Raw genomic sequence first — 23,966 nt, 5'->3', positions numbered from 1 at the left:
CTCCCCGGCGTCAGGGCTTTCCGAGCGCGAACAGGCTGATCAGATCGTAGGCCACGTGGGAGGCGGCGACCGAAGTGATCTCGGCGTGGTCGTAGGCCGGGGAGACCTCGACCACGTCCGCCCCGACCAGCTCGCAGCCCGCGAGACCACGCAGGATCTCCAGCAGTTCCCGGCTGGTGAGCCCGCCGGCCTCGGGGGTCCCGGTGCCCGGAGCGTGCGCGGGGTCGAGCACGTCGATGTCGACGCTGACGTACAACGGCCGGTCGCCGATCCGCTCCCGCAACGCGCCGACGATCTCGTCCACGCCACGGCGCATCACGTCGGCGCTGGTCACGATGCCGAAGCCCATCCGGCGGTCGTCCTCCAGGTCCTTCTTGCCGTACAGCGGGCCGCGCGTGCCGACGTGGCACAGCGCCTCGGTGTCGAGGATGCCCTCCTCAACCGCCCGGCGGAACGGCGTGCCGTGGGTGTACTCGGCGCCGAAGTAGGTGTCCCATGTGTCGAGGTGGGCGTCGAAGTGCAGCAGCGCGACCGGTCCATGCCTACGGGCGTTGGCCCGCAGCAGCGGCAGGGCGATGGTGTGGTCGCCGCCCACCGTGACCAGCCGGGTGCCGCTCTCCATCAGCGCGGAGGCAGCCTCCTCCACGGTCTCCACGGCCTCGCGGATGTCGAAGGGGTTGCAGGCGATGTCCCCCGCGTCCGCCACCTGCACCGCCGCGAACGGCGAGACGTCCAGGCCCGGGTTGTACGGCCGCAGCAGGCGGCTGGCCTCGCGAACCGCCGCGGGGCCGAACCGGGTGCCGGGGCGGTAGGAGACCCCGCTGTCGAACGGCACACCCACCACGGCGACGCCCGCGTGGTCGACCTCGTCGAGCCGCGGCAGGCGCGCGAAGGTCGCCGGTCCGGCGAAACGCGGGACGCGGGACGAGTCGACGGGTCCCCGGGGTTCGGTCATGACGTGTGCTCTTCCTTCCAGTACAGATCGGTCCGCCGGTCGCGGTGGACGTCGTTACGCGGGCCGGTCGCCTTGTCCCTGGCGTGGGCCAGGTCGCAGTCGGCGACCAGCACGGCCGGCCCGTCCCTGAGCACGGGCCCGGCCAGGGGATACCCATCCGAGCCGATCAACGACGTGCCGCAGACCCAGCCCACGCCGCGCTCTGCCGCGCACCGGTCGGCCACGGCGACGAACATGCGGTTGGCCGCGGCCGCGATCTGGGCATACGCGACCAGCACCGGTCGCTCACCGGCCGGAACGGGCGAGGCGGGCCAGTTGGTGGAGACGGCGAGGATGTCGGCCCCGGCGAGGCCCACGGACCGCACCCACTCGGGAAACTCCAGGTCGTAGCACACCATCATTCCGATGCGGCCGATCGCGGTGTCCACGACGGGGGCCGGCCCGTCGCCGGGCGTGAACACGTCCTGCTCGTCGTGCCACAGGTGCGCCTTGCGGTAGACGGCCCTGGTCCCGGAGGCGTCGACCATGACCTGACTGTTGCGCACGACGCCGCCGGCCAGCTCGCAGAATCCACCCACGATCACCAGGTCGTGCGCGCGGGCCAGACGGGCCCAGGCGGTGACGGTCGGGCCGTCGGCCGGCTCGGCCAGCGTCCGCGCCTCGTCGGCACCGGTGAAGACGTAGCCGCTGTTGGCGAGCTCGGGTAGCACCACCAGCCGGGCCCCGGCCTCGGCGGCCTCCGCGATCGCCGCTTCGGCGGCGGCGCGGTTCGCCTCCGGCTCGCCCACCTGTAGCGCGAGCTGCGCGACGGCGACCCGCGTCACGGCCGCACCACCGTACGCAAGCCGGCGCCGGCCCGCAGGTCGGCGAAGGCGGCCGGCAGGTCGCCGAGCCCGCCCTCGGCGCCGACGAGCCGGTCCAGCGGCAGGCGCCCGGACAGGTAGAGGCGGGTCAGCCGGGGGAAGTCGACCGTGGGCACGCTGGAGCCGTAGTTGCAGCCCAGGATGCTCTTGCCCTGATCGGCCAGGTCGAAGGGGTCGAAGGAGACCTTCGCGCCCAGCGCGGTCATGCCGACCAGGACGGCGTTGCCGCCCGCGCGGAGCAACCCCGGCAGCGCCTCGATCGTGGCCGGGCGGCCGATGGCTTCAAAGGCATGGTGGGCGCCCTCGGTGATCTCCAGCACCTTCTCGGCGAGCGCCGGGTCGTCGCCGCGCAGGGTGTGGGTGGCCCCGAGTTCCCGGGCCAGGCTGAGCCGCCGGTCCGACAGGTCGACCGCGACGATGGGCTGCGCGCCCGCCAGGCCGAGGCCGAGCACGATCGCCTGCCCGACCCCGCCGCATCCGATGACGACGGCCGACTCCCCCGGCCGTACGGCGGCGGTGTGCACGGCCGCGCCGACGCCGGTCGTCACCGCGCAACCGACCAGCGCGCCCACGGGGAAGGGCACCTCGTCCGGGACGACGATCGCGGCGGCCTCGGGCACCACCGCGTACTCGGAGAAGGTGCCGAGCCCGAGGAACGGCAGCACGGGCGTGCCGTCCTCACCGGACAGGGGCGTCGAGCCGTCCGGCAGGGTGTTGGCGACGGCCTTGGTGTTCGAGCACAGCCAGGCGCGGCCCGCGGCGCACGCCTCGCAGCGGCGGCATGGGGCGAACCAGGACAGCACGACGTGGTCGCCGGGCTTGACGTCGCGTACGGCAGGGCCGACGGCCTCGACCACCCCGGCGCCCTCGTGGCCGAGCACGATCGGCTCCTCGACCGGCCAGTCGCCGTCCAGGACGTGCAGGTCGGAGTGGCAGACGCCGCTGGCGTGAATGCGGACGAGGACCTGGTCGCCGCGCGGGTCCGCCAGGCGCAGCGCCCGCGTCTCCAGACCGCGGCCCGGCACCAGGACGGCCGCGTTGGTGATGGTCATGTGATCCCTTTCCCGGACATCAGGACGTGACGAGTTCGCGTTCGCTGGCGGCCACGGCGTCCTCCTCGGCTGAGACGTCGAGCGAACGGCACAGCAGCACGTAGACGCCCCCGCCCACGACGAGGCCGACGGCGAACGCGATGTCGACGCCGCCCATCGCCTCGGCGACCGGGCCGGTGTAGAAGCTGAGCACCACGAAGGGGATCATCGCGGCCAGGCCCAGCACGTACGAGACCAGCCCCCGCCAGGCCCACATGCCGTAGATCCCGTCCTTGCGGAACAGGTGCGTGATCGCGTAGTGGCCGCGCCGTACGAAGAAGTAGTCGACGAGATTGACGGCCGTCCACGGCACGAGCACGTACAGCATGATGAGCTGCACGTTGGTGAACGCGGTGGTGAAGTCGCCGATGAGCACCATCCCGACGAACGCCCACACGACGGCCAGCACGAGGACCGTGACGATCCGGATCGTCCGGGTCGGCCGCACCGGCCGCACGGTGTCGACGGCCGTGACCACGGTGAGCATGCCGCTGTAGGCGTTCAGGCCCATGGTCGCGACGAGCACGAGCACGGAGACGACGGTCAGCACGCTGCCGAGGCCGGTGACGACGTTCTCTCCCGCGTCGTGGATGCCGACGAGGGTGTCGGTCGCGCCGAGGCGGGTGGCCATCCACGCGCCCACCGGGATCAGCCACAGCGGCGAGGCGGAAGCGCCGCAGAAGACCGACCACACGATGTGCGAGGTCTTCGTGCGCCGGGGCAGGTAGCGCGAGTAGTCCGAGACGTACGGCGCGTAGGTGATGTTGTAGGAGGCGGCGACCGCGAACTGCACCATGAAGGCCACCCAGGTGAAGCCCCCGGAGGCGTGCGACGCGTCCCCGCCTCCGCCGCCCGCGATGATCGCGACGGTCAGCACGAGCCACAGCGGCAGCGAGACCCAGAACAGCACCTGGAACGCCCGGTGCAGCCAGTCGTAGCCGTAGATGGCCAGCACCGCCGCCACCACGGTGATGACGACCCCGACCACCGGTTTGCTCCAGCCGAACACCGCGTTGAGGCCGTTGTCCACGATGACGGTGTCGATGACGTTGAAGCCGACGTACGTGAACAGCGTGCCGGCGAGCGCGACGATCACGCCTCGGTAGCCGAGCTGGGCCCGCGACTGCACCATCTGGGGGAGTCCGAGCCACGGCCCCTGCGAGGCGTGGAACGCCATGAAGAAGGTGCCGAACAGGATGCCGAGCGCGCTCGCCAGCGAGGTCCAGCCGAGAGACAGCCCCATCCCCGGGCCGATAAAGCCGATCGCGACCGTGTACGGCTGGAAGTTGCCGCAGAACCAGAACGGGCCCTGGTGCCAGACCTTGCCGTGCCGCTCGGCCTCCGGGACGTAGTCGATCGAGCGGACCTCGATGGCGCCGGTCGAGGCGGGCGGGGCAGCCGTCGTCATACATTCCTCCAGGTCAAGGGGAGACCGCTTGAGTCTGCCTAAAGCCTCCAAATCAGGACAATTGGGCCAATCACGGGAAATAGGCTGTCCGTTGTGGACGGGCACAACACCGTGGAGGACCTGCTGCGCTCCCCCGCGCTGCAGCTGAGGGTGCTGGCGGGCGAGCGCGGCACCGGCAGGTCGGTCTCCTGGGCCCACGTGAGCGAGCTGGAGGACCCCACGCCCTGGCTCCTCGGGGCCGAGGTCATCATGACGACCGGCATCGGCGTGCCGAAGAGCGCGGCCGCCCAGCGCGCGTACCTGGAGCGGCTCGACGACGCGGGAGTGGCCGCGCTCGCGCTCAGCGCGGGGCTGCACGTCCCCCCGCTGCGCCGGGCCTTCCTCGACGCCGCCGAGGAGCGCGGGTTTCCCGTGCTGGAGGTGCCGCTGGCCGTTCCCTTCATCGCGATCGCGCAGGAGGTCGCGGCGGCCGTGCAGGAGGACGCCAGGCAGCGGCTGGGGGCGCAGCTCCAGGTGTTCGGCGCACTGCGCTGGCTCGCGTCCGAGGGGCTGGACACGGCCGGACTGTTTCGCCGGCTCGAACGCCTGTCGGGCTACGAGATCTACCTGAGCACGCCGCAGGGCCGCCCGCTGCTGCCGGGTGTGCCGGCGCCCCCGCCGTCCGTACGGCTGCCCGCCTCGGCGGACGCCCCGCCGACGATCCCCGGCGGGTTCGCGCTCCCGGTGCCCGCGCCCGGCGGGCCGGCCGGGTTCCTGGTCGCCTTCGAGCGGGAGGGCGCGCGTCCTGCCGGGCTCGCCGTGGTCCAGCACATCGCGACCGTCGCCGCTCTGCGGGTGGCGATGGTGCGCAGCGAGCGCGAGACGCTGCGCCGCCAGGGCGCGGAGACGCTGGCCGAGCTGCTGCAGGACGTGCTCGACCCGGAGACCGCCCGGCGCAGGCTCGCCCTGATGGGCCTGCCGCCCGAGCGCGACGTCGTGCTGTTCGTGGTGCGCGACGCCGCCGACGACGCCGTCGTGCAGGCCCTCGGCGATCATCCGCACCTCATGCTCCGCCGCCACCGGGACCTGTACGTGCTGGCGGCGGCGGCCGTCGCCACCACGGAACTGGAGGCGGTGCCCGGCATCGCGGCCGGCGTCAGCCGCCCCCTGCCGCCCGGATCGTCGCTGCGCGTCGCCCAGCGCGAGGCGCTGTGGGCGGCCTCCCGCGCCGCCGAGGCGGGCCGGCCGCTGGTCGCCTACGGCGAGGACACCACGGGCCGGTGGCTGCCCGACGACGTCGGCGTGCTGGCCGCCCTGGTCGAGCACGTGCTCGGCGACGTCCTGCGCTACGACGCCGAGCACGGATCGGATCTCATCGCGTCGGTCCGCACGTGGATGGAGCGCGACCGCCGCGTCGACGACGCCGCGCGGGCCCTGCACGTCCATCCCAACACGCTGTCGTATCGGCTGCGCCGCTTCGGCGCGCTGACCGGGCGCGACCTGTCGGCGACCGGCGACTTCGCCGAGGTGTGGCTCGCCATCCGCGCGGCCTCCCAGCTCGGCGGCCTGTGAGCCGGCAGGAGCGTCGTTCACAGGCCGGAGGTGATGTCGTCTTCGTCGCCGAGTTGAGGGAGCAGCCGCCGTAAGGTCGCGCGGTTGTCGATGTAGGCCTGCCGGAACAGTTCGGGGTCGTGGGCGGCGAGTTCCCGGTACAACGCGGCCGCTTCCCGCGCCGCCTGTGGCGTCTCGTGGCGCTCACCGGCCGAGTTCAGCGCGAATGCGAGGTTGACCAGGGCGTGAGCCAGGGCTGGTCGATGAGCGGGGTTGTCGTCGGTCACCTCCCGGTACAATGCGACCGCCTCCCGCGCCACCCGCACCTGCTCGCGATGCTCACCCACCCGGTCCAACGCGACCGCCAGGCTGCCCAGGGCGTGGGCGAGGTCGAGGCGTTGAGCGGCGTTGTCGTCGGTCACCTCCCGGCACAGCGCGACCGCCTCCCGCGCCACCCGCACCTGCTCGCGATGCTCACCCACCCGGTCCAACGCGACCGCCAGGCTGCCCAGGGCGTGGGCGAGGTCGGGGCGGCGAGCGGGGTTGCGGGCCATAAGGTCACGGCACAGGCCGACCGCCTCCCGCGCCACAAGCACCTGCTCCCGGCGCTCACCCGCCTGGTCCAGGGCAGCCCTGAATTCGATCAGGGCCTCGGCGAGGTCGAATCGGTGAGCGGGGTTGTCGGTCACAAGGTCACGGCACAGGCCGACCGCCTCCCGCGCCACCCGCACCTGCTCGCGATGCTCACCCACCCGGTTCAGGGCGGCCGTGAGGTGGGTCAGGGCTTGAGCGAAGGTGGGCCGGTAGGCGGGGTCGCCGTCTGCCAGCTCACGGCACAGGTCGACCGCCTCCCGCGCCACCCGCACCTGCTCGCGATGCTCACCCACGCGGTGCAGCGCGACTGCCATTCTGATCAGGGATCGGCCGAGAACGGGGCCATAGGCGGAGTCGTCGTCCGCCAGAGCACGGCACAGCGCGACCGCCTCCCGCGCCACCCGTACCTCCTCGCGGTGCTCACCCACCAGGTCCAGCGCGACCGACAGGTTGCCCAGGGCTCGGCCGAGGCCGGGTCGGTGGGCGGGGTCGTCGTCCGCCAGAGCACGGCACAGCGCGACCGCTTCCCGAGCGACCCGCAGCTGCTCGCGGGGACCACCCGCCCAGCGCAGCGCGGCCGACAGGTTGCCCAGGGCTGTACCGAGGTTGGGCCGATGGGCGGGGTCGCCGTCCGCCAGCTCACGCCACAGGTCGACCGCCTCCCGCGCCACCCGCACCTGCTCGCGATGCTCACCCACCCGCTCCAGCGCGGCCGCAAGGTCGGTCAGGGCGTGGGCGAGGTCGAGCGGGGTGCCGGTGGCCCGGGTGTGGTGCACCCGGCGGCGGGTCAGTACGAGGGCGCAGCGGGGCAGGGCGTAGGCGGGGGTGAGCCGGAGGAGCAGGGTGGTGGTGTCGGGGCCGAGGTCGGCGGTGGCGAGAGCGGTGGCGGTGGTACGGTCCAGCTCGCCACGGTTCGTGGCGGTGGTGAGGGCCGCGTAGACGGCATGGCGGGCCAGCCGTACCGGGTCGCCACCCAGCAGTCGCTCGAACAGCAGGCGGGCGGGCGGGTGATGTTCGCCGGCACGGGCCAGCACGGTCAGGATCCGGGCCGCTTGATCCTCAGTCGGGTCGTTCAGCAGGTGGCGGGCGAAGTCGCGGTCGCCCTCGGTGCGGGTCAGGGTGACGGTGACGAACCAATCGGTGAGCAGGTTCGGGCCGATCCGCACCCCTCCTCCCGGGTACAGGGCGTGGGCCCACCGCACCAGGTTGGCGACCCGTTCGGCGGGCGCGTCGGCCAGCTCGGGGATGCGCCGCAGCACCCCGATCGCGGCCGGCTCGTCGGCGGGGGCGAACAGTGCCAGGCCGGCCATGACCCGGGCCAGCACCACGTCGGAGACCGGGCCGATCGCCCACCGGTCCAGTGCGGCGGTGCCGCGCCACCAGCGCGCCTCGTGCTCGAACAGCACCTCGGCGACCTCGCCGAGAGGCGCGGGTGAGCCGGTCGGCGACGCTCCGCTGAGCACCGTCACCATGGCCTGGGCGAGCACCTCCACCATGGTCTGGCCCTCCCGGACCGGCGCGATCGTGTCCGAGACCGGAGGCGCCGGCATCACCAGCGCGGACGCGAACGCGCGTACCGCCTCGCCGTACCAGCGGATCAGGTCGGAGGCCTCGCCCAGCGGCCGCAGCGACATCACCGGCGCATTCTTCACGAGCAGAGCGTGGCGCTCGGGGATCCGGCTTTGCAGCGCCTGACCGAGTTCGGCGCCGTGGCGGGTGATCAGCACCACGCGCACCCGGGCCCGCCCCTGGTACCGCGCCAGCGCGCCCAGCAGGCTCGGCAGGTCTGATCGGGTGTCGGCGTTGTCGACCAGGACCAGCACCCGCAAGCCGGTAACCGCCGCGGCCGCGCCGACCAGGTCGGCGGCCCTGTCCTCGCGCAGCCAGCCGGTCACCCACCCGGCCGCGGCGGCCTCCTCGGCGGCCCGCGACGCCAGCCGGGTCTTGCCGCAGCCACCCGGCCCGTCCACCACCAACAGGTCCGATATCGCCGGTCCGTGGCACCAGGCCCACCACCGGTCCCGTTCGCCGCGCCGCCCCCAGAACGGGGCCGGGCACGACTCCGGCAGCAGCAACTCGAACACGCCGCGCTGCCCATCGGCCGGGTCCTGCGGGGAGTGGGGCCGCGGCGGGCTCAACGGGTCGAGAAACGCGTGCAGTGCGTCGATCGCCGCCGCCGCGTTCTCGGCCCGGGTCAGCACCACGCCGAAGTATGATCCGCTGGCCCCCGCCAGAGCGGCTACCACGGCCGCGATCAGCGCCCGCCACACCAGCGGCCACCCCGCCGGAACCACCAGGGGCGGCACCCCCGCGCCGATGCTGGCCCCCACCCCCAGCACCCACGGGCTCTTCAGCCTTCTGAGCGCCTTCGACCTCGCGAGGTTCTCGAACCGGTGCGCCACGGCACCAGCATCGCCGCCAGATCAGGCGATGGCAGCGGGTGGCCGGAACTTGGTCTCAACCTGTTGCCGACCACGGGTTCACAAGCCGCTTCCCGGTCGACGACCGCGATCGACGGACCCCGCCGGTGCCCTCGGCAGGGTTCAGCGGATGCCGACGTAGAAGCGCGTCTGGTCGCTGCGGTGGAGGGCGTAGTACGCCTCGAACCTGGTGTTGTCCTCCAGCCACGCGACCGACTCGATGCCGAGCAGCGGCGTCGAGGTGGACACCTCGAGCAGGGCCGCGTCCTCCCGGTTGGGGAAGACCGCCTCGATCCAGCGGTCGGCCGCCGCGGGCTCGATGCCGTACCGGCGGCGCAGCACGTCGTACAGCGACTGGTTCTCCAGGATGGCGCGGTCGAGCCCGGGGACGAGCCGGGCGGGCAGGGCGGTGTCGACGAGCAGCCACGGCTGGCCGTCGACCCGGCGGAGCCTGCGCAGCCGGACGACCTGCTCCCCCAGCGGTATGCGCAGGAGCGCGGCCTCCCTCTCGTCGGCCTCCCCGAGCGTCTGGCGGACGGTCTGCGTGGTCACCCGGCGGCCTGATTCCCGCAGGTCGTCGGCGGAGCCGGACATCGACCCGACGAACCTCAGCTCGGTCTTGCGGGGCGCGACGAAGGCGCCCTTGCCCTTTACCTTGTAGATCAGGCGTTGCTGGACCAGCTCGCGCAGCGCCTCCCTGACGACCGTGCGGGAGACTCCGAACAGGTCGCTCAGCTCGGCCTCGGACGGCAGCGGCTGGTCGGGCCCGCGTACGCCGCCCTCGATCTCCGCGCGCAACGCCCGCATGAGCTGCATCCACAGCGGTTCCGCCCCGTCGCGGTTGAGGGGCGGATAGGTCATCGTCACGGGAACCTCCTCGGCGGCACCGCAGCAGGATGCCCCACGCATACCTGTAACTACAAGTGGACCCGGCTGTCACCACGATTATCCCGCCCATGACGGCTTGAAGTGACCAAAAACAGGCTCTTGACAGGCCCGTAACGCCCGCTTAGTTTGCTTGTCACTACAAGCCTGTAATGACAGGCCATTCGGGCGAAGCCTTCACGCCGACTCTCCCCCCTCGCGAACCCGCTCTGTCTGGAGACACCATGCACATGCGTCCCACACGCCGGCCCTGGCGCGCCGCCTCCGCCGCGGCGATCTCCGCTCTCGCCGTCCTGACCGCGGGCTGCGGCTCCGGCGGCTCGGGAGGCGCCACCGCAAACGCCGCCGACGGAGCCGCGGGCGGCGGCGGTGACAAGCCCTTCATCGCGCTCAGCAACGGCTTCATCGGCAACGGCTGGCGGCAGACGATGATCGCCAAGTTCGAGGCCGCCGCCGAGCAGGCCAAGACCGACGGGCTGATCGGCAAGTACAAGGTCGTGAACGCGCCGGGCGAGAACTCGGCGACCGAGCAGGTCGCCCAGATCAAGAGCCTGTTGCTGCAGAAGCCCGACGCGCTGCTCATCGACCCGGCCTCGCCGACCGCGCTGCAGCCGGTGATCCAGCAGGCCTGTACGGCCGGCGTCAAGGTCGTGGTCTTCGACTCCGCCATCGACGCGCCCTGCGCCCACGTGCTGCAAAACAGCTTCGTCGACTGGGCGACGTACGCCGCCAAGCCGCTGCTGGAGGGCATCGGCGGCAAGGGCTCGGTCATCGTGAGCCGCGGCGTGGTCGGCTCCCAGCCCGAGGCCGAGATGCTCGACACCACCAAGAAGATCCTCGCCGACTACCCCGGGGTGAAGACCGTGGCGACGGTCACCGGCATGTGCGACGGCGCCACGGCGCAGAAGGCCGTGCTCGGCGTGCTGTCCAGCGTGCCGAAGGTGGACGGCGTCATCGGCTGCGGCGACGGCTACGGCGTGGCCCAGGCGTTCGCCACGGCGGGCAAGCCCGTGCCGGCGGTCGACTTCGAGACCAACGGCCGCGCGCTGAGCTACTGGCGGGACAACAAGATCGACAACGGCTCGGTCGCGGTCATGTCCGACCCCGGCCAGTCGGTCGCCGCCCTCTGGGAGGCCCTAGACCTGCTCGACGGCAAGGACGTGCCCAAGCAGATGACCTTCCCGATCGTCCTGATCGAGCAGAAGGACCGCGACGCCTGGGCCTCGGTGCTCAAGCCCGACGAGTACGCCGCCTGGCCGTGGACCCGGGAGCTGTTCCGTCAGCAGGTGGAGGCCGTCAAGACCGGCGGCAAGCCGGTCCAGCCGCCGATCCCGTCGGCCGCGAGCTGATCCGGCCTCACATCGACCACGGCACGGAGGAGACGGAGGAGACCGGGCATGCACGTCGACAATCTCCCGGCCGGCGGCACGGCGCCGCCGGAGACGGACACCGGACCGGCCGCCCGGCCGCCCGTCGTCACCGCCAGGGGCGTGACCAAGGCGTACGGGCGCACCCGGGCCCTGACGGGCGTGGACCTGGAGGTCCGCGCGGGCGAGGTGCTCGGGCTGGTCGGTCACAACGGCGCGGGCAAGAGCACGCTCATGCGGGTGCTCGCCGGGCTTGAGTCCTGCGACACGGGCACGGTCCTCGTGCACGGGAGCGAGGCGTCCGCCGAGGACTTCCGGTCGGTGCGGATGGCCTACCAGGAGACGTCGCTGTGCCCCGACCTCACGGTGGCGGAGAACATGTGGGTGTCCGCGCGGCACTGCCTGCCCCGCGTGCGGTGGCGGCGGGCGGCGAGCGACGCGGTGCGCCGCCGCCTCGACGAGATGTTCCCCGGCCACGGCGTCTCCCCGCGCGACCGGGTGGAGGACCTGTCGCTCGCCCGCCGCCAGATGGTGGAGATCGCCCGGGCCTGCCTGGTGGACCGGCTCGACCTGCTGATCCTCGACGAGCCCACCGAGTCGCTCGGCCCGGACGCCGCCCGGTCGCTGTACGCCTACGTGCGCAGGCTGACCGAGACCGGCGCCGCCGTGCTGCTGATCTCGCACCGCATCCGCGAGGTCCTCTCGGTGGCCGACCGGGTGGCCGTGCTGCGCGACGGCGCGGTCACCGCGGAACGGCCCGCCGCCGGGCTCGGCGAGCCGGACGTCCTGGAGCTGATGGGAGCCCACGTCGCCGCTCCGGCGGCGACCGGCACGCGGACGGCCGCCGGCGGGGCCGCGCGGGAGACGGTGGCCGAGCTGCGCGGCGCCACCGCACCCGGCCTGCGCGAGGTCACCCTGCGGATCGGCAAGGGCGAGGTCGTGGGCCTCGCCGGGCTGGCCGGCCAGGGCCAGCAGGAGGTGCTCGAACGCCTGTGGCGGCCCGTCCGGCGCGACACCGCCGTGAACGTGACGCGGGCGTACGTGCCGGGCGACCGGCAGCGGTCGGGCGTCCTGCCCCTGTGGAGCGTGGGCGACAACCTCATCGTGACCGCGCTGCGCGGCCTCGCCCGCAAGGGGCTGCGCCGTCCGGCCGAGGAGCGCGTGGTCGTCGGCGACTGGGTGAAGCGCCTCGCCATCAGGGGCGGTGCGGAGGCCGGGATCACCGAGCTGAGCGGCGGCAACCAGCAGAAGGTCATCGTCGCCCGCGCGTTCGCCTCCCCCGCCGGGCTCGTGCTGCTCGACGACCCGTTCCGGGGCGTGGACGTGCACACCAAGACCGATCTGTACCGCCTCATCAGGGAGGAGGCGGCGAAGGGCCGGAGCATCGTCTGGTACTCCAGCGAGAACGCCGAGATGGCCCACTGCGACCGGGTCTACGTCTTCCGGGCCGGCCGGATCGTGGCCGAACTGACCGGCGAGGAGATCTCCGAGGAACGCATCATCGCCGTCTCCTTCGACGAGGACGGAGGAAACGACTGATGGCCCAGCTTCTCGCCCCGGCGCTGCCCGACCGCGCGCGGATGCGCCGCTGCGCCCCGGCCGCGGTCAGCGCCGTCGCCCTGATCGCGATGATCGGCGTCTGCTCGTCGCTCCAGCCGGGCGTGCTGACCGTGGAGGGCCTCACGCTGGTCCTGTCCGCGGCCGTGCCGTTGGTGATCGCCGCGCAGGCGCAGATGACGCTCATGGCCGTCGGCGACATCGACCTCGGGATCGGCAACTTCGTCGGCCTGGTCACGGTGGTCTCCGCCACCCTGCTGGTGTCGTCGCCCCTCACCGGCGCGCTCGTCCTGCTCGGGCTGGTCGCGGCGTACGCCGTGCTCGGCCTGCTCATCCACCTGCGCGAGGTGCCGGCGCTGATCGCGACCCTCGGCGCCTCGTTCGTCTGGCTCGGGCTGGGCCTGTTCCTGCTGCCGACGCCGGGTGGCACGACCCCTGAGTGGCTGGCGTCGTTCGGCGCGTGGCAGCCCGCGGGCTTCCCGGCGCCGCTGCTGCCGATCCTGGTCGTCGCGCTGGTCGTCTACCTGCTCACCGCGCGCAGCGCCGCGGGCGTGCGGATGCGCGGTCTGGGCAGCAACCCGGTCGCGCTGCGGCGGGCCGGCCTGCGGCCGCTCACCTCCCGCGTCATCGCCTACGCGACGGCGGGCGCGCTCGGTGTGCTGTCCGGTCTCGTCCTGGCCTCCCAGACGGGTGGCGGAGACGTGTCGTCGGCCTCCAGCTACACGCTCATGACCGTGGCCGCGGTGATCCTCGGCGGGGGCTCCTTCTCCGGCGGCAACGCCGTGCCGTGGGGCGCCGCGATCGGCGGGGTGACGCTGGGGCTGGTCAGCGTGGTTCTCAGCCTGCTCGACGTGCGGTCCGACATGCAGTCGGCCGTGCAAGGCGTGATCGTCCTGGCCGTGCTCGCCGGCCGCGTCGTCGTGGGGAAGGTGCTGCGATGAACATCCGCGTGACTCGCCGATGGAGCGGCCCCTGGATTTGGGGCTTCGCCGCCGCCGCGCTCGTGTGGCTGGTGATCCTGGCCATCTCGGGCCAGGGCGGCGGGCAGACCGTCTCCCTCGCCCTGTCGCTCGCGCCGTACCTCGTCATCGTCGGGCTCGGGCAGATGCTGGTGATCAGCGCGGGCCCCGGCAACATCGACGTGTCGGTCGGGCCGGTCATCTCGCTCGCCGGGTTCGTCTCGGTGGCGGCCGCCTCCGCGACCGGCTCGGCGGCCGTGGGGATCCTCGCGGGAATCGGCGTCGGCGTCCTCGTCGCGGCGGTCAGCGCCGTGGCCATCCTCGGCCTGTCCGTCCCCCCGATCATCGCCACGCTGGCCGCGGGGCTCGTCGCCTCGTCGATCACGCTGTCGACGGCCAACGGCTTCACCGCCGTGCCCGACCCCGGCCTGCGCTCGGCGCTCAACCTGCGCCCGGCCGGCGTTCCGCTCCTCGCGCTGGCGATCGCGGTGCTGACCGTGCTCGTCGTCGCGCTGCTGCGCCGTACCGTCTACGGCCGGTCGCTGATCGCGGTGGGCCAGAGCCGCCGGGCCGCCGAGCGGGCCGGCATCCCGGTCGCCCGGATCATCGGGTCGACCTACCTGCTGAGCGGGGCGCTGGCCGGGCTGACCGGCGCGCTGCTCGCCGCCTACATCGCGCCCTCGGCCGATCTCGGCACCCGCTACCTGCTCGACTCCGTGGCCGTCGTGGTCATCGGCGGCACGCTCATCTCCGGCGGCCGGGCGGTCCCGGTGGGCGTGTGGGGCGCGGCACTCTTCTTCATCCTGCTCGACGGACTGGTCAACCTCGTCGGCTGGAGCACCGCGGCGCAGAACCTGCTCAAGGGCGGCCTCGTGCTCTTCGTGCTCTTCCTCGCCGGCGGAGGGGACCGCAACGGAGGCCTGGCCTCCCTGTTCAGACGGCGATCGCGCACCGCGACCGTCACCACCACAACCACAGGAGACGACACTGATGGCTGACACCGACGGCCTGCTCGACGCCCGCGACTTCGGGACGTCCGCCGGACCCGCGGCGAGCGGCTTCCACGTCAAGGGCGCGCACGGGCAGGACTGGGGCCTGCGCAACCGCCTGTCGCGCATCTTCCGGCCGGACACCGGGCGCACGGTCATGCTGGCGTTCGACCACGGCTACTTCGTCGGCCCGATGGCCGGCCTGGAGCGCCTCGACACGCGGATCGCCCCGCTCGTCCCGGACGCCGACGCGATCATGATGACCCGCGGCGCGCTGCGCACCAGCATCCCCGCGACCACCGGCGCCGGCATCGTGCTGCGCGCCAGCGGCGGCCCGAGCATCCTGCGCGAGCTGTCCGACGAGCACATCGCGCTCGACATGGAGGACGCGCTGCGCCTCAACGCCGCCGCCGTGGCCATCCAGGTGTTCGTCGGCGGCGAGCACGAGTCGCGGTCGGTCGCCAACCTGGCCGCGCTCGTCGACGCCGGCCAGCGGCACGGCGTCGCCGTGCTCGGCGTCACCGCCGTCGGCAAGGACATGGTCCGCGACGCCCGCTACTTCCGCCTCGCCACGCGGATCAGCGCCGAGATGGGCGCCCACATCGTCAAGACGTACTACGTGGAGGAGGGCTTCGAGACCGTCACCGCGAGCTGCCCCGTGCCGATCATCGTCGCGGGCGGCAAGAAGCTACCCGAGATCGACGCCCTGACGATGGCCTACCGGTCGATCCAGGAGGGCGCCGCCGGCGTCGACATGGGCCGCAACATCTTCCAGAGCGACAGCCCCGCCGGCATGCTCGCCGCGGTCCGCGCGGTCGTGCACGACGGGCTCAAGCCCGAGGAGGCGTACGAGATCTACAAGGAGAGGGCGGGCTCCGCAGCCTAGGTCCGACCCTTCTCCGGCGCGGGTCCGCCCCCCGCGGACCCGCGCCCGTCACCCTCCGGGAGCCTCCCATGTCGCATCACGTCCCCTTCGGAGAGAAAGACGCCGTCGATCTCACCGTCGATCTCGCCGTCATCGGAGCCGGTATCAACGGGCTCGCCATCGCCCGGGACGCCGCCGCCCGCGGCCTGCGCGTCGTCGTCGTCGACCGCGCCGACGTGGGCTCGGGCACGTCGAGCACCTCCAGCCGGCTGATCCACGGCGGCCTCAAATATCTCGAGCGCTACGACTTCGCGCTCGTGCACGAATCCATCCGGGAGCGGCACCTGCTGTTCCGCACCGCTCCCCACCTCATCCGCGACTATCCGATGCTGATCCCCTTCTACGAGAGGAACACCCGGCCGGGAGCGCTGATCCGGCTCGGCCTGCTGGCGTTCGACGCGATGGCCCTGGGCCGGGGACGCGGGCTCAGCCGCGGCGTGCCGGTCCGCACGGTGGCCCGCCGGTGGCCCACGCTGTCGCGCGAGGGCCTGCGCGGGGCGGCGCTGTTCCACGACGCGCAGGTGCCGTGGGCGGAGCGGCTCTGCGTCGAGCTGCTCCTCGACGCCCGCCACCTGGGCGCGCGGGTGCTCACCCACACCTCCGTCACGGGCCTGATCGTCGAGGGCGACCGGGTCGCCGGTCTGCGCACCGAGGACGTACGGACCGGGGAGCGCGGCGAGGTCCGGGCCGCCGTCACCGTCAACGCCGCCGGGCCCTGGATCGACCGTATCCTCGACGGCCAGGTCGAGAGCCGGCGGCTCAACGGCGGCACCAAGGGCAGCCACATCGTCCTCGACCCGTTCCCCGGAGCCCCCGGCACCTGCATCTTCTTCGAGGCGGCGGCCGACGGGCGGCCCATCTTCGTCTTCCCCTGGCAGGGCCGCTACGTGCTCGGCAGCACCGACCTCACCTACGAGGGCGACCTGGACGAGGTCGTCGCCGACGACGCTGAGATCGACTACCTGCTCGCCGAGACCAACCGGATCTTCCCCCAGGCGAAGCTCACGCCCGCCGACGTGCTGTGGAGCGTCGCCGGGATCCGGCCCCTGCCGTACACCGCCGGGGTGTCGGACAACGCCAAGATCAGCCGTGGGCACACCGTGCTCAACCACGCGCCCGCCTACCGGGGCCTGCTGACCGTCATCGGCGGCAAGCTCACGACCCACCGGGCGCTCGCCGAGGACGTGACCGACGAGGCGCTGCGCGTGATCGGCAGGCGGCCCCGCCCGTGCGTCACCCGGACCCGCCCGTTCCCCGGCGCGCAGACCTCCGACTGGCCGGAGTTCGCGCGCGACTTCCTGCGCGAGTCGCCACTGGACGGTGCGTCCTCCCGCCGGCTGCTGCAGCTGTACGGCGTGCGCGCCCGCCGGGTGCTCGGCCTCGCCGCCGAGGACCCCTCGCTCGCCGAGGTGGTCGACAAGGAGACCGGCGCCCTGGCCGCCGAGGTCGTCATGGCCGTACGCGAAGAGGGAGCGGTCACGCTGGCCGACGTCATGCTGCGGCGTATCCTTGTCGGGCTCAACGGCGACATGGGCCTTTCCAGCGCCGCGACCTGCGCGGACGTCGCCGTACGACACCTCGGCTGGGACGAGGGGCGGGCCCGCGCCGAGGTCGCCGCCTACGAGAACGAGCTACGGCGCTACCGTCCCCGCGCACTGGCCGCGGCGGCCGGCGGGGGCGCGGGCAGGGGCAGCGACGGGAGGACGGCATGACGAACCTGGCCACGTGTTACATCGGGGTCGACGTCGGCCTGACCGCGTCGAAGGCCGCCGCATTCGACGCCGAGGGGCGCGAGGTGGGCGTGGTGCACGCCCGCACCCCCCGGACCAGCGTGACCGCCCACCGCCACGACGTGGACATGACCGGGCTGGCCGACACCGTCGTGGCGCTGCTCGGCGACCTCGCGGGCAAGCTCGCGGCCGACGGGTACGCCCCGGCAGGCATCGGCGTCGCCGCCCACGGCAACGGGCTCTACCCGGTCGACGCGTCGCTGCGGCCGGTCGGGCCGGCCATCGCGTCGTCGGACAGCCGGGCCCGGCACATCGTGGACGCGATCGAGCCCGAGGCCGCCCGCCGCCTGGCCGCCGAGACCGGCTCCATCCCCTGGGCGGCCCAGCCGTCGGTGCTCCTGCGCTGGATGCACGACGCCGAGCCCGAGGCGTACGCCCGGACCCGGTGGGCGTTGTCGTGCAAGGACTGGGTGACCTCGCAGCTCACCGGCGTGCCAAGCGCCGACTACAGCGACGCGAGCGCGTTCGGCATGGTGGCGCTGGACACCCGCGAGTACACCCCGACGGCGCTCGAACTGGTGGGGCTGCCGGCCGGCGACTTCGGCCGCTTCCCGCCGCTGCGCGAGTCCGGGCAGGTCGTGGCCGGCCTCAGCGCGCGGGTGGCGGAGCTGACCGGGCTGCCGGAGGGACTGCCCGTGATCGCGGGCTGCATGGACTGCGTGGCCGCCACCCTGGGCGCGGGCGGCCGGGCGCCGGGCGACGTGACGATCATCGTGGGCACCTGGGCCATCAACGGGGTCGTCGTCCCGGCGGCCACCCCCGCGCCCGAGGTCACGCTCAGCGCGCTGATGCCGGACGCGGGGACGATGCTCGCCATGGAGGTCGCCCCCACGTCGGCCGCCAACCTCGACTGGCTGAGCACCGCGTCGGTGCCGCACCGGGCGACCGCCGGCGTCGCGGCGGCGGACCTGCTGGCCGAGGCGGCGACGGTGGCGCCGGGCGCGGACGGGCTGCTGTTCCTGCCGTTCGTCAACGGCGCCCCCGAGCATCCGGCGGCGTCCGGGACCTTCCTCGGCATCTCCGCCGTGCACCGCCGCGGGCATCTCACTCGTGCGGTCATCGAGGGGGTCGCCCAGTATCACCGGGTGCAGCTCGACCGGGTCCTGGCCAGCGGGGCCGACGTGGGCGACCGCCCCTGGCGGCTGGCCGGGGGCGGCGCGCGGTCGGAGGTCTGGGCGCAGATCTTCGCCGACGTGCTCGGCCGCCCCGTCCGCCGGCAGCTCACCAGCGAGCTCGGCGCACGCGGGGTCGCCTCGCTGCTGCCCGCCGCGCTCGGGCACAGCGACGTGCCGTGGTCGGTCAGCGACACCGACGACCTGTGCGTCCGTCCCGGCGCCGCCCGCGAGGCGTACGCACGGCAGGCGGAGGTGTTCGACCGATGCCTGGCCGGGATGTCCGCCGCGTGGTCGGAGGTCGAGCGGTATCGAACGGCGGGGTTCGAACCGGCTCCCGCACCGGACGGCCGCTGACAGGTTCTTCGGCGGCACCGTGCGGCGGTGCTGCGCGGCGGTGCTGTGCGGCGGTGCCGAGGGACGGGCGGCCGTGTCGTCGGCCGCCCGTCTCGCCGCAGGCGACCTGGCCGGTCACAGCTTCGGCTTGGCCGCCTTGTACAGCCACGCGTCGAACAGGCGGTCCAGGTTCTGGCCGGACAGCCTTTCCGCCAGGGCGATCAGGTCCTCGGTGGTGACGGTGGAGTGCCGGTTCTCCTGCGTCCAGGTGCGCAGCAGCGTGAAGAACGTCTCGTCGCCGATCTTCTGGCGCAGCGCGTGCACGGTCATGGCGCCGCGGATGTAGATCGCGTTCCAGTCGAAGAGCCCGCTGCGGCCCGGATCGCCGGTCTTGAGCTTCCAGAAGGCGCTGCTGGCCTTGTGCTTGTAGTGCTTGGCGAAGGTCTTCTCTGCGGAGGGACCGCCGTGCTGCTCCTGGTACAGCCACTCGGCGTAGGTCGCGAAGCCTTCGTTCAGCCAGATGTCCTTCCACCTGCGCAGGCCGACACTGTCGCCGAACCACTGGTGGGCCAGTTCGTGCACGATCGTCGCCTCGTCCGACATGACCGTGTCGTACACCGGCCTGCCCTGGGTCTCCAGGGCGTAGTAGACGCCGAGCCGGTCGGCGATGCCGCCGGTGGAGGAGAACGGGTAGTCGCCGAAGATCTTCGACTCCCATGTGATCGCCTTGGCGGTGATGCCGTGCAGGCGCTTGAACTCCGTGGCCAGGGAAGGATCGTACGCCGTGATGTTGGGCATGCCGTCGACTACGCCCTGGGTGACCTTGAACTTCCCGATCGCGACCATGGCGAGGTACGACGCCATGGGATGCCGCATCTCCCACTTCGAGGTCCTGTAGCCGTCGCGCGGGCCGGCGACGCCGGAGTTCTCCGGCTCGCCGTTGGCCAGGACCGTCAGCCCCTCGGGCGCGGTGACCTCGAAGGTGTAGGTGGCCTTGTCCCGCGGGTTGTCGTTGACCGGGAACCAGCTACGGGCGCCGTCCGGCTCGGCCAGCACGACGGCGCCGTCCTTGGTGTCGATCCAGCCGGTGACGCCGAGCACCTTGTCCTTGATCGCCTTCGGCCGGCCGGCGTAGGACACCTCGACGGTGAACGTCTTCCCCGACGGCAGCCCGTGCCGGGGCGTGACGACGAGCTCCTGGCCCTTCCGGGCGTACGAGGCCCGCTCGCCGTTCACGACCACCTTGCCGATCTTCGGGCCGGAGAAGTCGAGGTCGAACCGGGACAGGTTCTTCTCCGCCGTCGCCGTCATCGTCGTCGTGGCGCTGAGGTGCCGGGTCTTCGGCGTGAACCGCATCCGGATCGTGTAGTGGCCGGCGTCGTATCCACCGTTGCCCGCATGGGGGAAGTACGGGTCGCCGAGACCGGCCGAGCCGGGGACGTAGGCGCCGGAGCCGGTGCTCGCCTCGGCCGCCGGCACGGCCTGCACGGGGACGGCCAATGTGAGACCGGCGGCGACGAGCGCCGCCAAGGGGGATGATCTACGCAGCATGATCCCTATCGTGGTGCATTGCTCCACGAAAATTGCAATTTATGAGCTTTGTGGATCGCCGCAGGGCAAGCGCTCCAGCACGCCCGCCATCTCGGCCAGGAAGCCGTCCACCTCGTGGATCGCGTAGCCGGGCCGGAACACGACGGTGGCGAACGTGGCCTTCCTGACCTGTTCCGCCGTCAACGGCTCGGCCGCCGTCCCGCGCAGCGTCGCCACCACCCGGTCGAGGAAGGCGTCGACCTCCTCCTCGCGGTAGCCCATCCCGAGCCGCCCTGGGCGGAAGGCCACGCGCTCCACCCGGGCCGCCTGCGTCTCCAGCCAAGAATCTTCGGGGCCGGCGGCCTTAGCGGGGGCCTGGTCCGATCGCGTCCGCTCCTCGGCACGCGTACGGCGGGACGGAGCCGCGGCGGCCAGAGCGGCGGCGGGCTCGGGCTCTTCTGGAGCGGGCATCCCGGCGGAGGGCGGCTCGGCGACCGTCTCGGCGACGGGCTTCGCGGTCGCGGGCTTCGCGGTGACGGGCGTCTCGGTGACGGGCCTCTCGGCGGCGGCCTTCCTGGCGGCGGACGGCGCAGGCACGGCCGGGGCGGTCGATGCGGCCGAGGCGGTCTGGCCCGCCCGCGCCTCGACCGCCACGATGAACGCGTCGAGCGCGAAGTCCACCGCGGTCTCGTTGTAACCCCCGAGCTTGACGGCGAACTTCGCGTTCCTGATCTCGTCGGCGGTCACCGGCGGTCCGTCGAGTGGGCCGAGCCCGAGCGTCCGCTCGATCCTGCGCACGAAGTCGTCGACCTGTCCGGGGTCATAGCCGAGGCGCACGGCCATGACGCGGGGAAAGCGGTTCACACCACACCTCCCTGCCCGTTGCTGACGCCCGTCCATTTTGACGGGAGTCCCGACTCAAAGGCGAGACCCAAAGATCGCGCGATGTTCGCACGCCGGGAGAAACATCCCGATAAGCTCGAAAAACTATGCGGATCGCCAGCCTCTCCTTCCGATACGGACGGCGCGACCCCTGGATCCTGTCCGACGCCGGCCTGGTCCTCGATGCGGGGGACGTGGTCGAGGTGACCGGGCCCAACGGCACCGGCAAGTCGACCCTCCTGCGGTTGGTCGCCGGGCTGCTCAGGCCCGTACGCGGAAGCGTCGAGGACCGTCCCCGGGTCGTCGGATACGCCCCCGAGCGGTTCCCCGCCGACCAACCGTTCACCGTGGCGTCCTACCTGCGGCACATGGCGGCGGTCCGGGGGGTGGGCACGGAGTCGATCGGCCGGTGGACCGAGCGGCTCGGCATGGACCACCTGCTCGGGCAGCGCCTGCCCGACCTGTCCAAGGGCAGCGCCCACAAGGTGGGTCTCGCGCAGGCGCTGCTCGCCGAGCCGGGGCTGCTCGTGCTCGACGAGCCCTTCGCCGGTCTCGACGCCGCCACCCGCGCCGAGCTCCCCCGGATCATCGAGGAGATCAGTGCGCGCGGCGGCATCGTTGTGGCGAGCGACCACCAGGGTGATCTGCGCGCCTTCCCCGGCCTGCGCCGCTGTGAGGTCCGCGACCGCGCCGTACGGGAACTGGAGCCGGTCGAGAAGGCCGGTGAGACGCCCCTGACCGTGCTGGAGGTGGCGGTGGCCGCGTCGAGGGCGTCGGACCTGGCCGACCGCCTGCGCGCCGAGGGCTGCACGGTGCACATCACGGGGCACATCACGGGGCACATCACGGGGCACATCACGGGCCGCGTCGCCGGGGAGGCCGCCGGATGACCGCTGTGATCGCCCTGGCGCGGTTCCGCGTCACCGGATACATCGCCTCGCACCGCGCCCTGCAGCCGCTGCTCGCGCTGCTCGCGCTGCTCGCGATCCTCTACGCGACCGCCGTGCCCACCGGTCAGGAGATCGGGGCCACCGCGGACTCGGCGGCCATGCTCGTGCCGGTGCTCGCCTGGGCCGCCCGCGGCCTGCTCGACACGGAACCCGACGAGCAGCGCAGCGTCGCCCTGTCCGCGCTGGGAACGCGGGAACTGGTGAGCGGCCTGCTGGCGGCGTTCGCGTCGCTGGTCGCGCTGGCCGCGATCGCCGAGGTCGCGTTGCTCACCCGCCTGACCACCTCTCCCACCACCGGCGTGCTGCTGGCCGGGGTGTGGCTGCATCTGCTGTCGGTGGTGGCGGGGCTCGTCCTCGGGGCGTTGACGAGCCGCCCGATCCTGCCCTCCCCGGCGGTATCCACGATCGCCCTGATCCTCGGCTACCTGTCGATGCTGGTGCTCAGCATGGCCGGGGCCCGCTGGCTCACCGTGCCGGTCATGGCCTGGATGCGGGACGCCCATCACGGGGTGCTGCTGAGCGGGCTGCCCCTGCTCACGGTGCAGTCGCTGCTGTGGCCCGCGATCGGCCTGGCGGCCTACACGCGGCTGCGCCGCACGCGGCCCTGAACCACTACTGGGGCGCGGCGGCGAGCTGCCCGCATGCCCCGTCGATCTCCCGTCCCCGGGTGTCCCGTACGGTGACGGCGACGCCGTGGGACTCCAGGCGGCGGACGAACGCCCGCTCGTCCTCGGGACGCGAAGCGGTCCACTTCGAGCCGGGCGTGGGGTTGAGCGGGATCAGGTTGACGTGCACGAGCTTGCCCTTGAGCAGACGGCCGAGCAGGTCGGCCCGCCACTCCTGGTCGTTGATGTCCTTGATCAGGGCGTACTCGATGGACACACGCCGCTTGGTCTTGGCCGCGTAGCTCCAGGCCGCGTCGAGCACCTCGGCGACCTTCCACCGCGTGTTGATCGGCATGAGCGTGTCCCTGAGCTCGTCGTCGGGCGCGTGCAGGGAGACGGCGAGCGTCACCGGCAGTCCCTCGTCGGCGAGTTTGCCGATCGCCGGCACCAGGCCGACCGTCGAGACCGTGACGCCGCGCGCCGAGATGCCGAGGCCCTCCGGCGCGGGGTCGACCAGGCGGCGGACGGCGCCGATGACGGCCTTGTAGTTGGCCATCGGCTCGCCCATGCCCATGAAGACCACGTTGGTCACCCGTCCGGGCCCGCCCGGGACCTCGCCGCCGGCCAGCGCCCGCGCACCCGCGACGACCTGCTCGACGATCTCGGCGGTGGACATGTTGCGGGTGAGCCCGGCCTGGCCCGTCGCGCAGAACGGGCAGTTCATGCCGCACCCCGCCTGGGAGGAGACGCACATGGTGACGCGGTCGGGATAACGCATGAGGACCGACTCGACCAGCGAGCCGTCGAACAGCTTCCACAGCGTCTTGCGCGTCATGCCGCCGTCACAGGTGATCTCGCGTACGGACGTCAGCAGCGGGGGCATGAGCTGCTCGACCAGCCGCTCGCGCAGCGCGCCCGGCAGGTCGGTCATCTGCTCGGGAGAGCCGGTCAGCCGGGTGAAGTAGTGGCGGGAGAGCTGGTCGGCGCGGAACGGCTTCTCCCCCAGTTCGGCCACCGCCGCCCTGCGCTCCGCCATGGTCAGGTCGGCGAGATGGCGCTGCGGCTTGGCCCTGCGGGGCGCCACGAAGGTCAGCTGCCCGGTCTTCGGCTGCTCGCTCACAGCAAAACCCTTTCCATCATCCGCGGCCGTGGTCTTAACGACTGGCGCACGCGGCTTTACATTCTGTCTGGCGGTCGAATCCCGGAGGCGTACGAGAG

19 protein-coding genes are annotated in these 23,966 nt (G+C 72.7%); 10 read left to right on the top strand and 9 right to left on the bottom strand.

Translation table 11 applies throughout. The features are described 5' to 3' along the window. Positions 1-10 precede the first annotated feature (10 nt). Genes speB through ABZ860_RS33785 form a run of 4 tightly spaced genes read right to left on the bottom strand, consistent with a single transcriptional unit; the run spans position 11 to position 4,317 of the window. Entirely contained in the window at positions 11-955 is a 945-nt protein-coding gene (speB, locus tag ABZ860_RS33800; protein ID WP_357228119.1) for an agmatinase, read from the bottom strand. Continuing rightward, positions 952-1,779 (bottom strand): nitrilase-related carbon-nitrogen hydrolase, encoded by an 828-nt coding sequence (locus tag ABZ860_RS33795; RefSeq protein ID WP_357228116.1) that lies wholly within the window; start codon positions 1,777-1,779, stop codon positions 952-954. The genes speB and ABZ860_RS33795 overlap by 4 nt, the downstream gene beginning before the upstream one ends. Then, the gene (locus ABZ860_RS33790) at positions 1,776-2,870 is read right to left on the bottom strand and encodes a Zn-dependent alcohol dehydrogenase (RefSeq protein ID WP_357228115.1); all 1,095 of its coding nucleotides are present in this window, start codon (positions 2,868-2,870) and stop codon (positions 1,776-1,778) included. Before ABZ860_RS33790 ends, ABZ860_RS33795 begins: the two co-directional genes overlap by 4 nt. Positions 2,871-2,889: 19 nt before the next feature. Then, on the bottom strand, positions 2,890-4,317 hold the full coding sequence (locus tag ABZ860_RS33785) for a cytosine permease (RefSeq protein ID WP_357228112.1): 1,428 nt from the start codon (positions 4,315-4,317) through the stop codon (positions 2,890-2,892). 93 nt (positions 4,318-4,410) lie between these two features. Here ABZ860_RS33785 and ABZ860_RS33780 point away from each other — a divergent pair, with 93 nt between their 5' ends. Further along, complete coding sequence (locus ABZ860_RS33780) at positions 4,411-5,868, top strand: PucR family transcriptional regulator ligand-binding domain-containing protein (protein ID WP_357228109.1); 1,458 nt, start codon at positions 4,411-4,413, stop codon at positions 5,866-5,868. A 17-nt stretch (positions 5,869-5,885) separates the two neighbouring features. On the opposite strand, the gene ABZ860_RS33775 is transcribed toward ABZ860_RS33780, so the two are convergent. Together ABZ860_RS33775 and ABZ860_RS33770 are read right to left on the bottom strand one after the other, a co-directional pair. Beyond that, positions 5,886-8,843 carry a hypothetical protein gene (locus ABZ860_RS33775; RefSeq protein WP_357228106.1) on the bottom strand — a complete coding sequence of 986 codons (2,958 nt, stop codon included), beginning with the start codon at positions 8,841-8,843 and terminating at the stop codon, positions 5,886-5,888. A gap of 141 nt (positions 8,844-8,984) precedes the next feature. Continuing rightward, positions 8,985-9,722, bottom strand: a complete 738-nt coding sequence (locus ABZ860_RS33770) for a GntR family transcriptional regulator (RefSeq protein WP_357228218.1) — start codon at positions 9,720-9,722, stop codon at positions 8,985-8,987. Positions 9,723-9,976: 254 nt separating this feature from the next. Here ABZ860_RS33770 and ABZ860_RS33765 point away from each other — a divergent pair, with 254 nt between their 5' ends. From ABZ860_RS33765 to ABZ860_RS33735, 7 genes are all read left to right on the top strand, one after another. After that, complete coding sequence (locus tag ABZ860_RS33765; RefSeq protein ID WP_357228103.1) at positions 9,977-11,095, top strand: ABC transporter substrate-binding protein; 1,119 nt, start codon at positions 9,977-9,979, stop codon at positions 11,093-11,095. Between the two features lie 48 nt (positions 11,096-11,143). Next, entirely contained in the window at positions 11,144-12,652 is a 1,509-nt protein-coding gene (locus ABZ860_RS33760; protein WP_357228101.1) for a sugar ABC transporter ATP-binding protein, read from the top strand. Beyond that, positions 12,652-13,611: an ABC transporter permease gene (locus ABZ860_RS33755; protein ID WP_357228098.1), complete on the top strand. Its 960-nt coding sequence runs from the start codon at positions 12,652-12,654 to the stop codon at positions 13,609-13,611. The genes ABZ860_RS33760 and ABZ860_RS33755 overlap by 1 nt, the downstream gene beginning before the upstream one ends. Next, positions 13,608-14,627, top strand: coding sequence for an ABC transporter permease (locus ABZ860_RS33750; RefSeq protein ID WP_357228096.1), 1,020 nt, complete (start codon positions 13,608-13,610; stop codon positions 14,625-14,627). The genes ABZ860_RS33755 and ABZ860_RS33750 overlap by 4 nt, the downstream gene beginning before the upstream one ends. Next, a complete protein-coding gene (gene lsrF, locus ABZ860_RS33745; protein ID WP_357228093.1) occupies positions 14,620-15,504 on the top strand; it encodes a 3-hydroxy-5-phosphonooxypentane-2,4-dione thiolase in 885 nt (294 codons plus the stop codon). The genes ABZ860_RS33750 and lsrF overlap by 8 nt, the downstream gene beginning before the upstream one ends. Positions 15,505-15,572: 68 nt before the next feature. Further along, entirely contained in the window at positions 15,573-17,255 is a 1,683-nt protein-coding gene (locus tag ABZ860_RS33740; RefSeq protein ID WP_357228091.1) for a glycerol-3-phosphate dehydrogenase/oxidase, read from the top strand. Continuing rightward, positions 17,252-18,802 carry an FGGY-family carbohydrate kinase gene (locus tag ABZ860_RS33735; RefSeq protein WP_357228088.1) on the top strand — a complete coding sequence of 517 codons (1,551 nt, stop codon included), beginning with the start codon at positions 17,252-17,254 and terminating at the stop codon, positions 18,800-18,802. Before ABZ860_RS33740 ends, ABZ860_RS33735 begins: the two co-directional genes overlap by 4 nt. A 114-nt stretch (positions 18,803-18,916) precedes the next feature. Here the strand turns inward: ABZ860_RS33735 and ABZ860_RS33730 are convergent, their stop codons facing one another. Together ABZ860_RS33730 and ABZ860_RS33725 are read right to left on the bottom strand one after the other, a co-directional pair. After that, positions 18,917-20,332 carry a M1 family metallopeptidase gene (locus tag ABZ860_RS33730; protein ID WP_357228085.1) on the bottom strand — a complete coding sequence of 472 codons (1,416 nt, stop codon included), beginning with the start codon at positions 20,330-20,332 and terminating at the stop codon, positions 18,917-18,919. A gap of 39 nt (positions 20,333-20,371) precedes the next feature. Then, entirely contained in the window at positions 20,372-21,175 is an 804-nt protein-coding gene (locus ABZ860_RS33725; protein WP_357228083.1) for a DivIVA domain-containing protein, read from the bottom strand. A gap of 125 nt (positions 21,176-21,300) precedes the next feature. Here ABZ860_RS33725 and ABZ860_RS33720 point away from each other — a divergent pair, with 125 nt between their 5' ends. Together ABZ860_RS33720 and ABZ860_RS33715 are read left to right on the top strand one after the other, a co-directional pair. Continuing rightward, on the top strand, positions 21,301-22,083 hold the full coding sequence (locus ABZ860_RS33720; RefSeq protein ID WP_357228081.1) for an ATP-binding cassette domain-containing protein: 783 nt from the start codon (positions 21,301-21,303) through the stop codon (positions 22,081-22,083). Further along, a complete protein-coding gene (locus tag ABZ860_RS33715; RefSeq protein WP_357228079.1) occupies positions 22,080-22,751 on the top strand; it encodes a hypothetical protein in 672 nt (223 codons plus the stop codon). Before ABZ860_RS33720 ends, ABZ860_RS33715 begins: the two co-directional genes overlap by 4 nt. Positions 22,752-22,755: 4 nt before the next feature. Here ABZ860_RS33715 and rlmN read toward each other — a convergent pair whose 3' ends face one another. After that, positions 22,756-23,868, bottom strand: coding sequence for a 23S rRNA (adenine(2503)-C(2))-methyltransferase RlmN (gene rlmN / locus ABZ860_RS33710; protein ID WP_357228077.1), 1,113 nt, complete (start codon positions 23,866-23,868; stop codon positions 22,756-22,758). Positions 23,869-23,966: the final 98 nt, after the last annotated feature.

Source organism: Microbispora sp. NPDC046973, from assembly GCF_040644495.1.
Taxonomy (GTDB): Bacteria; Actinomycetota; Actinomycetes; order Streptosporangiales; family Streptosporangiaceae; genus Microbispora.
The sequence above is the reverse complement of the archived record's forward strand: the minus strand, read 5'-3'. Positions and strand labels throughout refer to the sequence as shown.

What these genes read in the sequence shown, in the direction of transcription:
- ABZ860_RS33740 (WP_357228091.1), top strand. Translation starts at nt 15,573, where the DNA reads ATGTCGCATCACGTCCCCTTCGGAGAGAAAGACGCCGTCGATCTCACC.
- ABZ860_RS33735 (WP_357228088.1), top strand. Translation starts at nt 17,252, where the DNA reads ATGACGAACCTGGCCACGTGTTACATCGGGGTCGACGTCGGCCTGACC.
- ABZ860_RS33785 (WP_357228112.1), bottom strand. Translation starts at nt 4,317, where the DNA reads ATGACGACGGCTGCCCCGCCCGCCTCGACCGGCGCCATCGAGGTCCGC.
- ABZ860_RS33730 (WP_357228085.1), bottom strand. Translation starts at nt 20,332, where the DNA reads ATGCTGCGTAGATCATCCCCCTTGGCGGCGCTCGTCGCCGCCGGTCTC.
- ABZ860_RS33750 (WP_357228096.1), top strand. Translation starts at nt 13,608, where the DNA reads ATGAACATCCGCGTGACTCGCCGATGGAGCGGCCCCTGGATTTGGGGC.
- ABZ860_RS33715 (WP_357228079.1), top strand. Translation starts at nt 22,080, where the DNA reads ATGACCGCTGTGATCGCCCTGGCGCGGTTCCGCGTCACCGGATACATC.
- ABZ860_RS33720 (WP_357228081.1), top strand. Translation starts at nt 21,301, where the DNA reads ATGCGGATCGCCAGCCTCTCCTTCCGATACGGACGGCGCGACCCCTGG.
- lsrF (WP_357228093.1), top strand. Translation starts at nt 14,620, where the DNA reads ATGGCTGACACCGACGGCCTGCTCGACGCCCGCGACTTCGGGACGTCC.
- speB (WP_357228119.1), bottom strand. Translation starts at nt 955, where the DNA reads ATGACCGAACCCCGGGGACCCGTCGACTCGTCCCGCGTCCCGCGTTTC.
- ABZ860_RS33760 (WP_357228101.1), top strand. Translation starts at nt 11,144, where the DNA reads ATGCACGTCGACAATCTCCCGGCCGGCGGCACGGCGCCGCCGGAGACG.
- ABZ860_RS33790 (WP_357228115.1), bottom strand. Translation starts at nt 2,870, where the DNA reads ATGACCATCACCAACGCGGCCGTCCTGGTGCCGGGCCGCGGTCTGGAG.
- ABZ860_RS33755 (WP_357228098.1), top strand. Translation starts at nt 12,652, where the DNA reads ATGGCCCAGCTTCTCGCCCCGGCGCTGCCCGACCGCGCGCGGATGCGC.
- ABZ860_RS33770 (WP_357228218.1), bottom strand. Translation starts at nt 9,722, where the DNA reads ATGACCTATCCGCCCCTCAACCGCGACGGGGCGGAACCGCTGTGGATG.
- ABZ860_RS33765 (WP_357228103.1), top strand. Translation starts at nt 9,977, where the DNA reads ATGCGTCCCACACGCCGGCCCTGGCGCGCCGCCTCCGCCGCGGCGATC.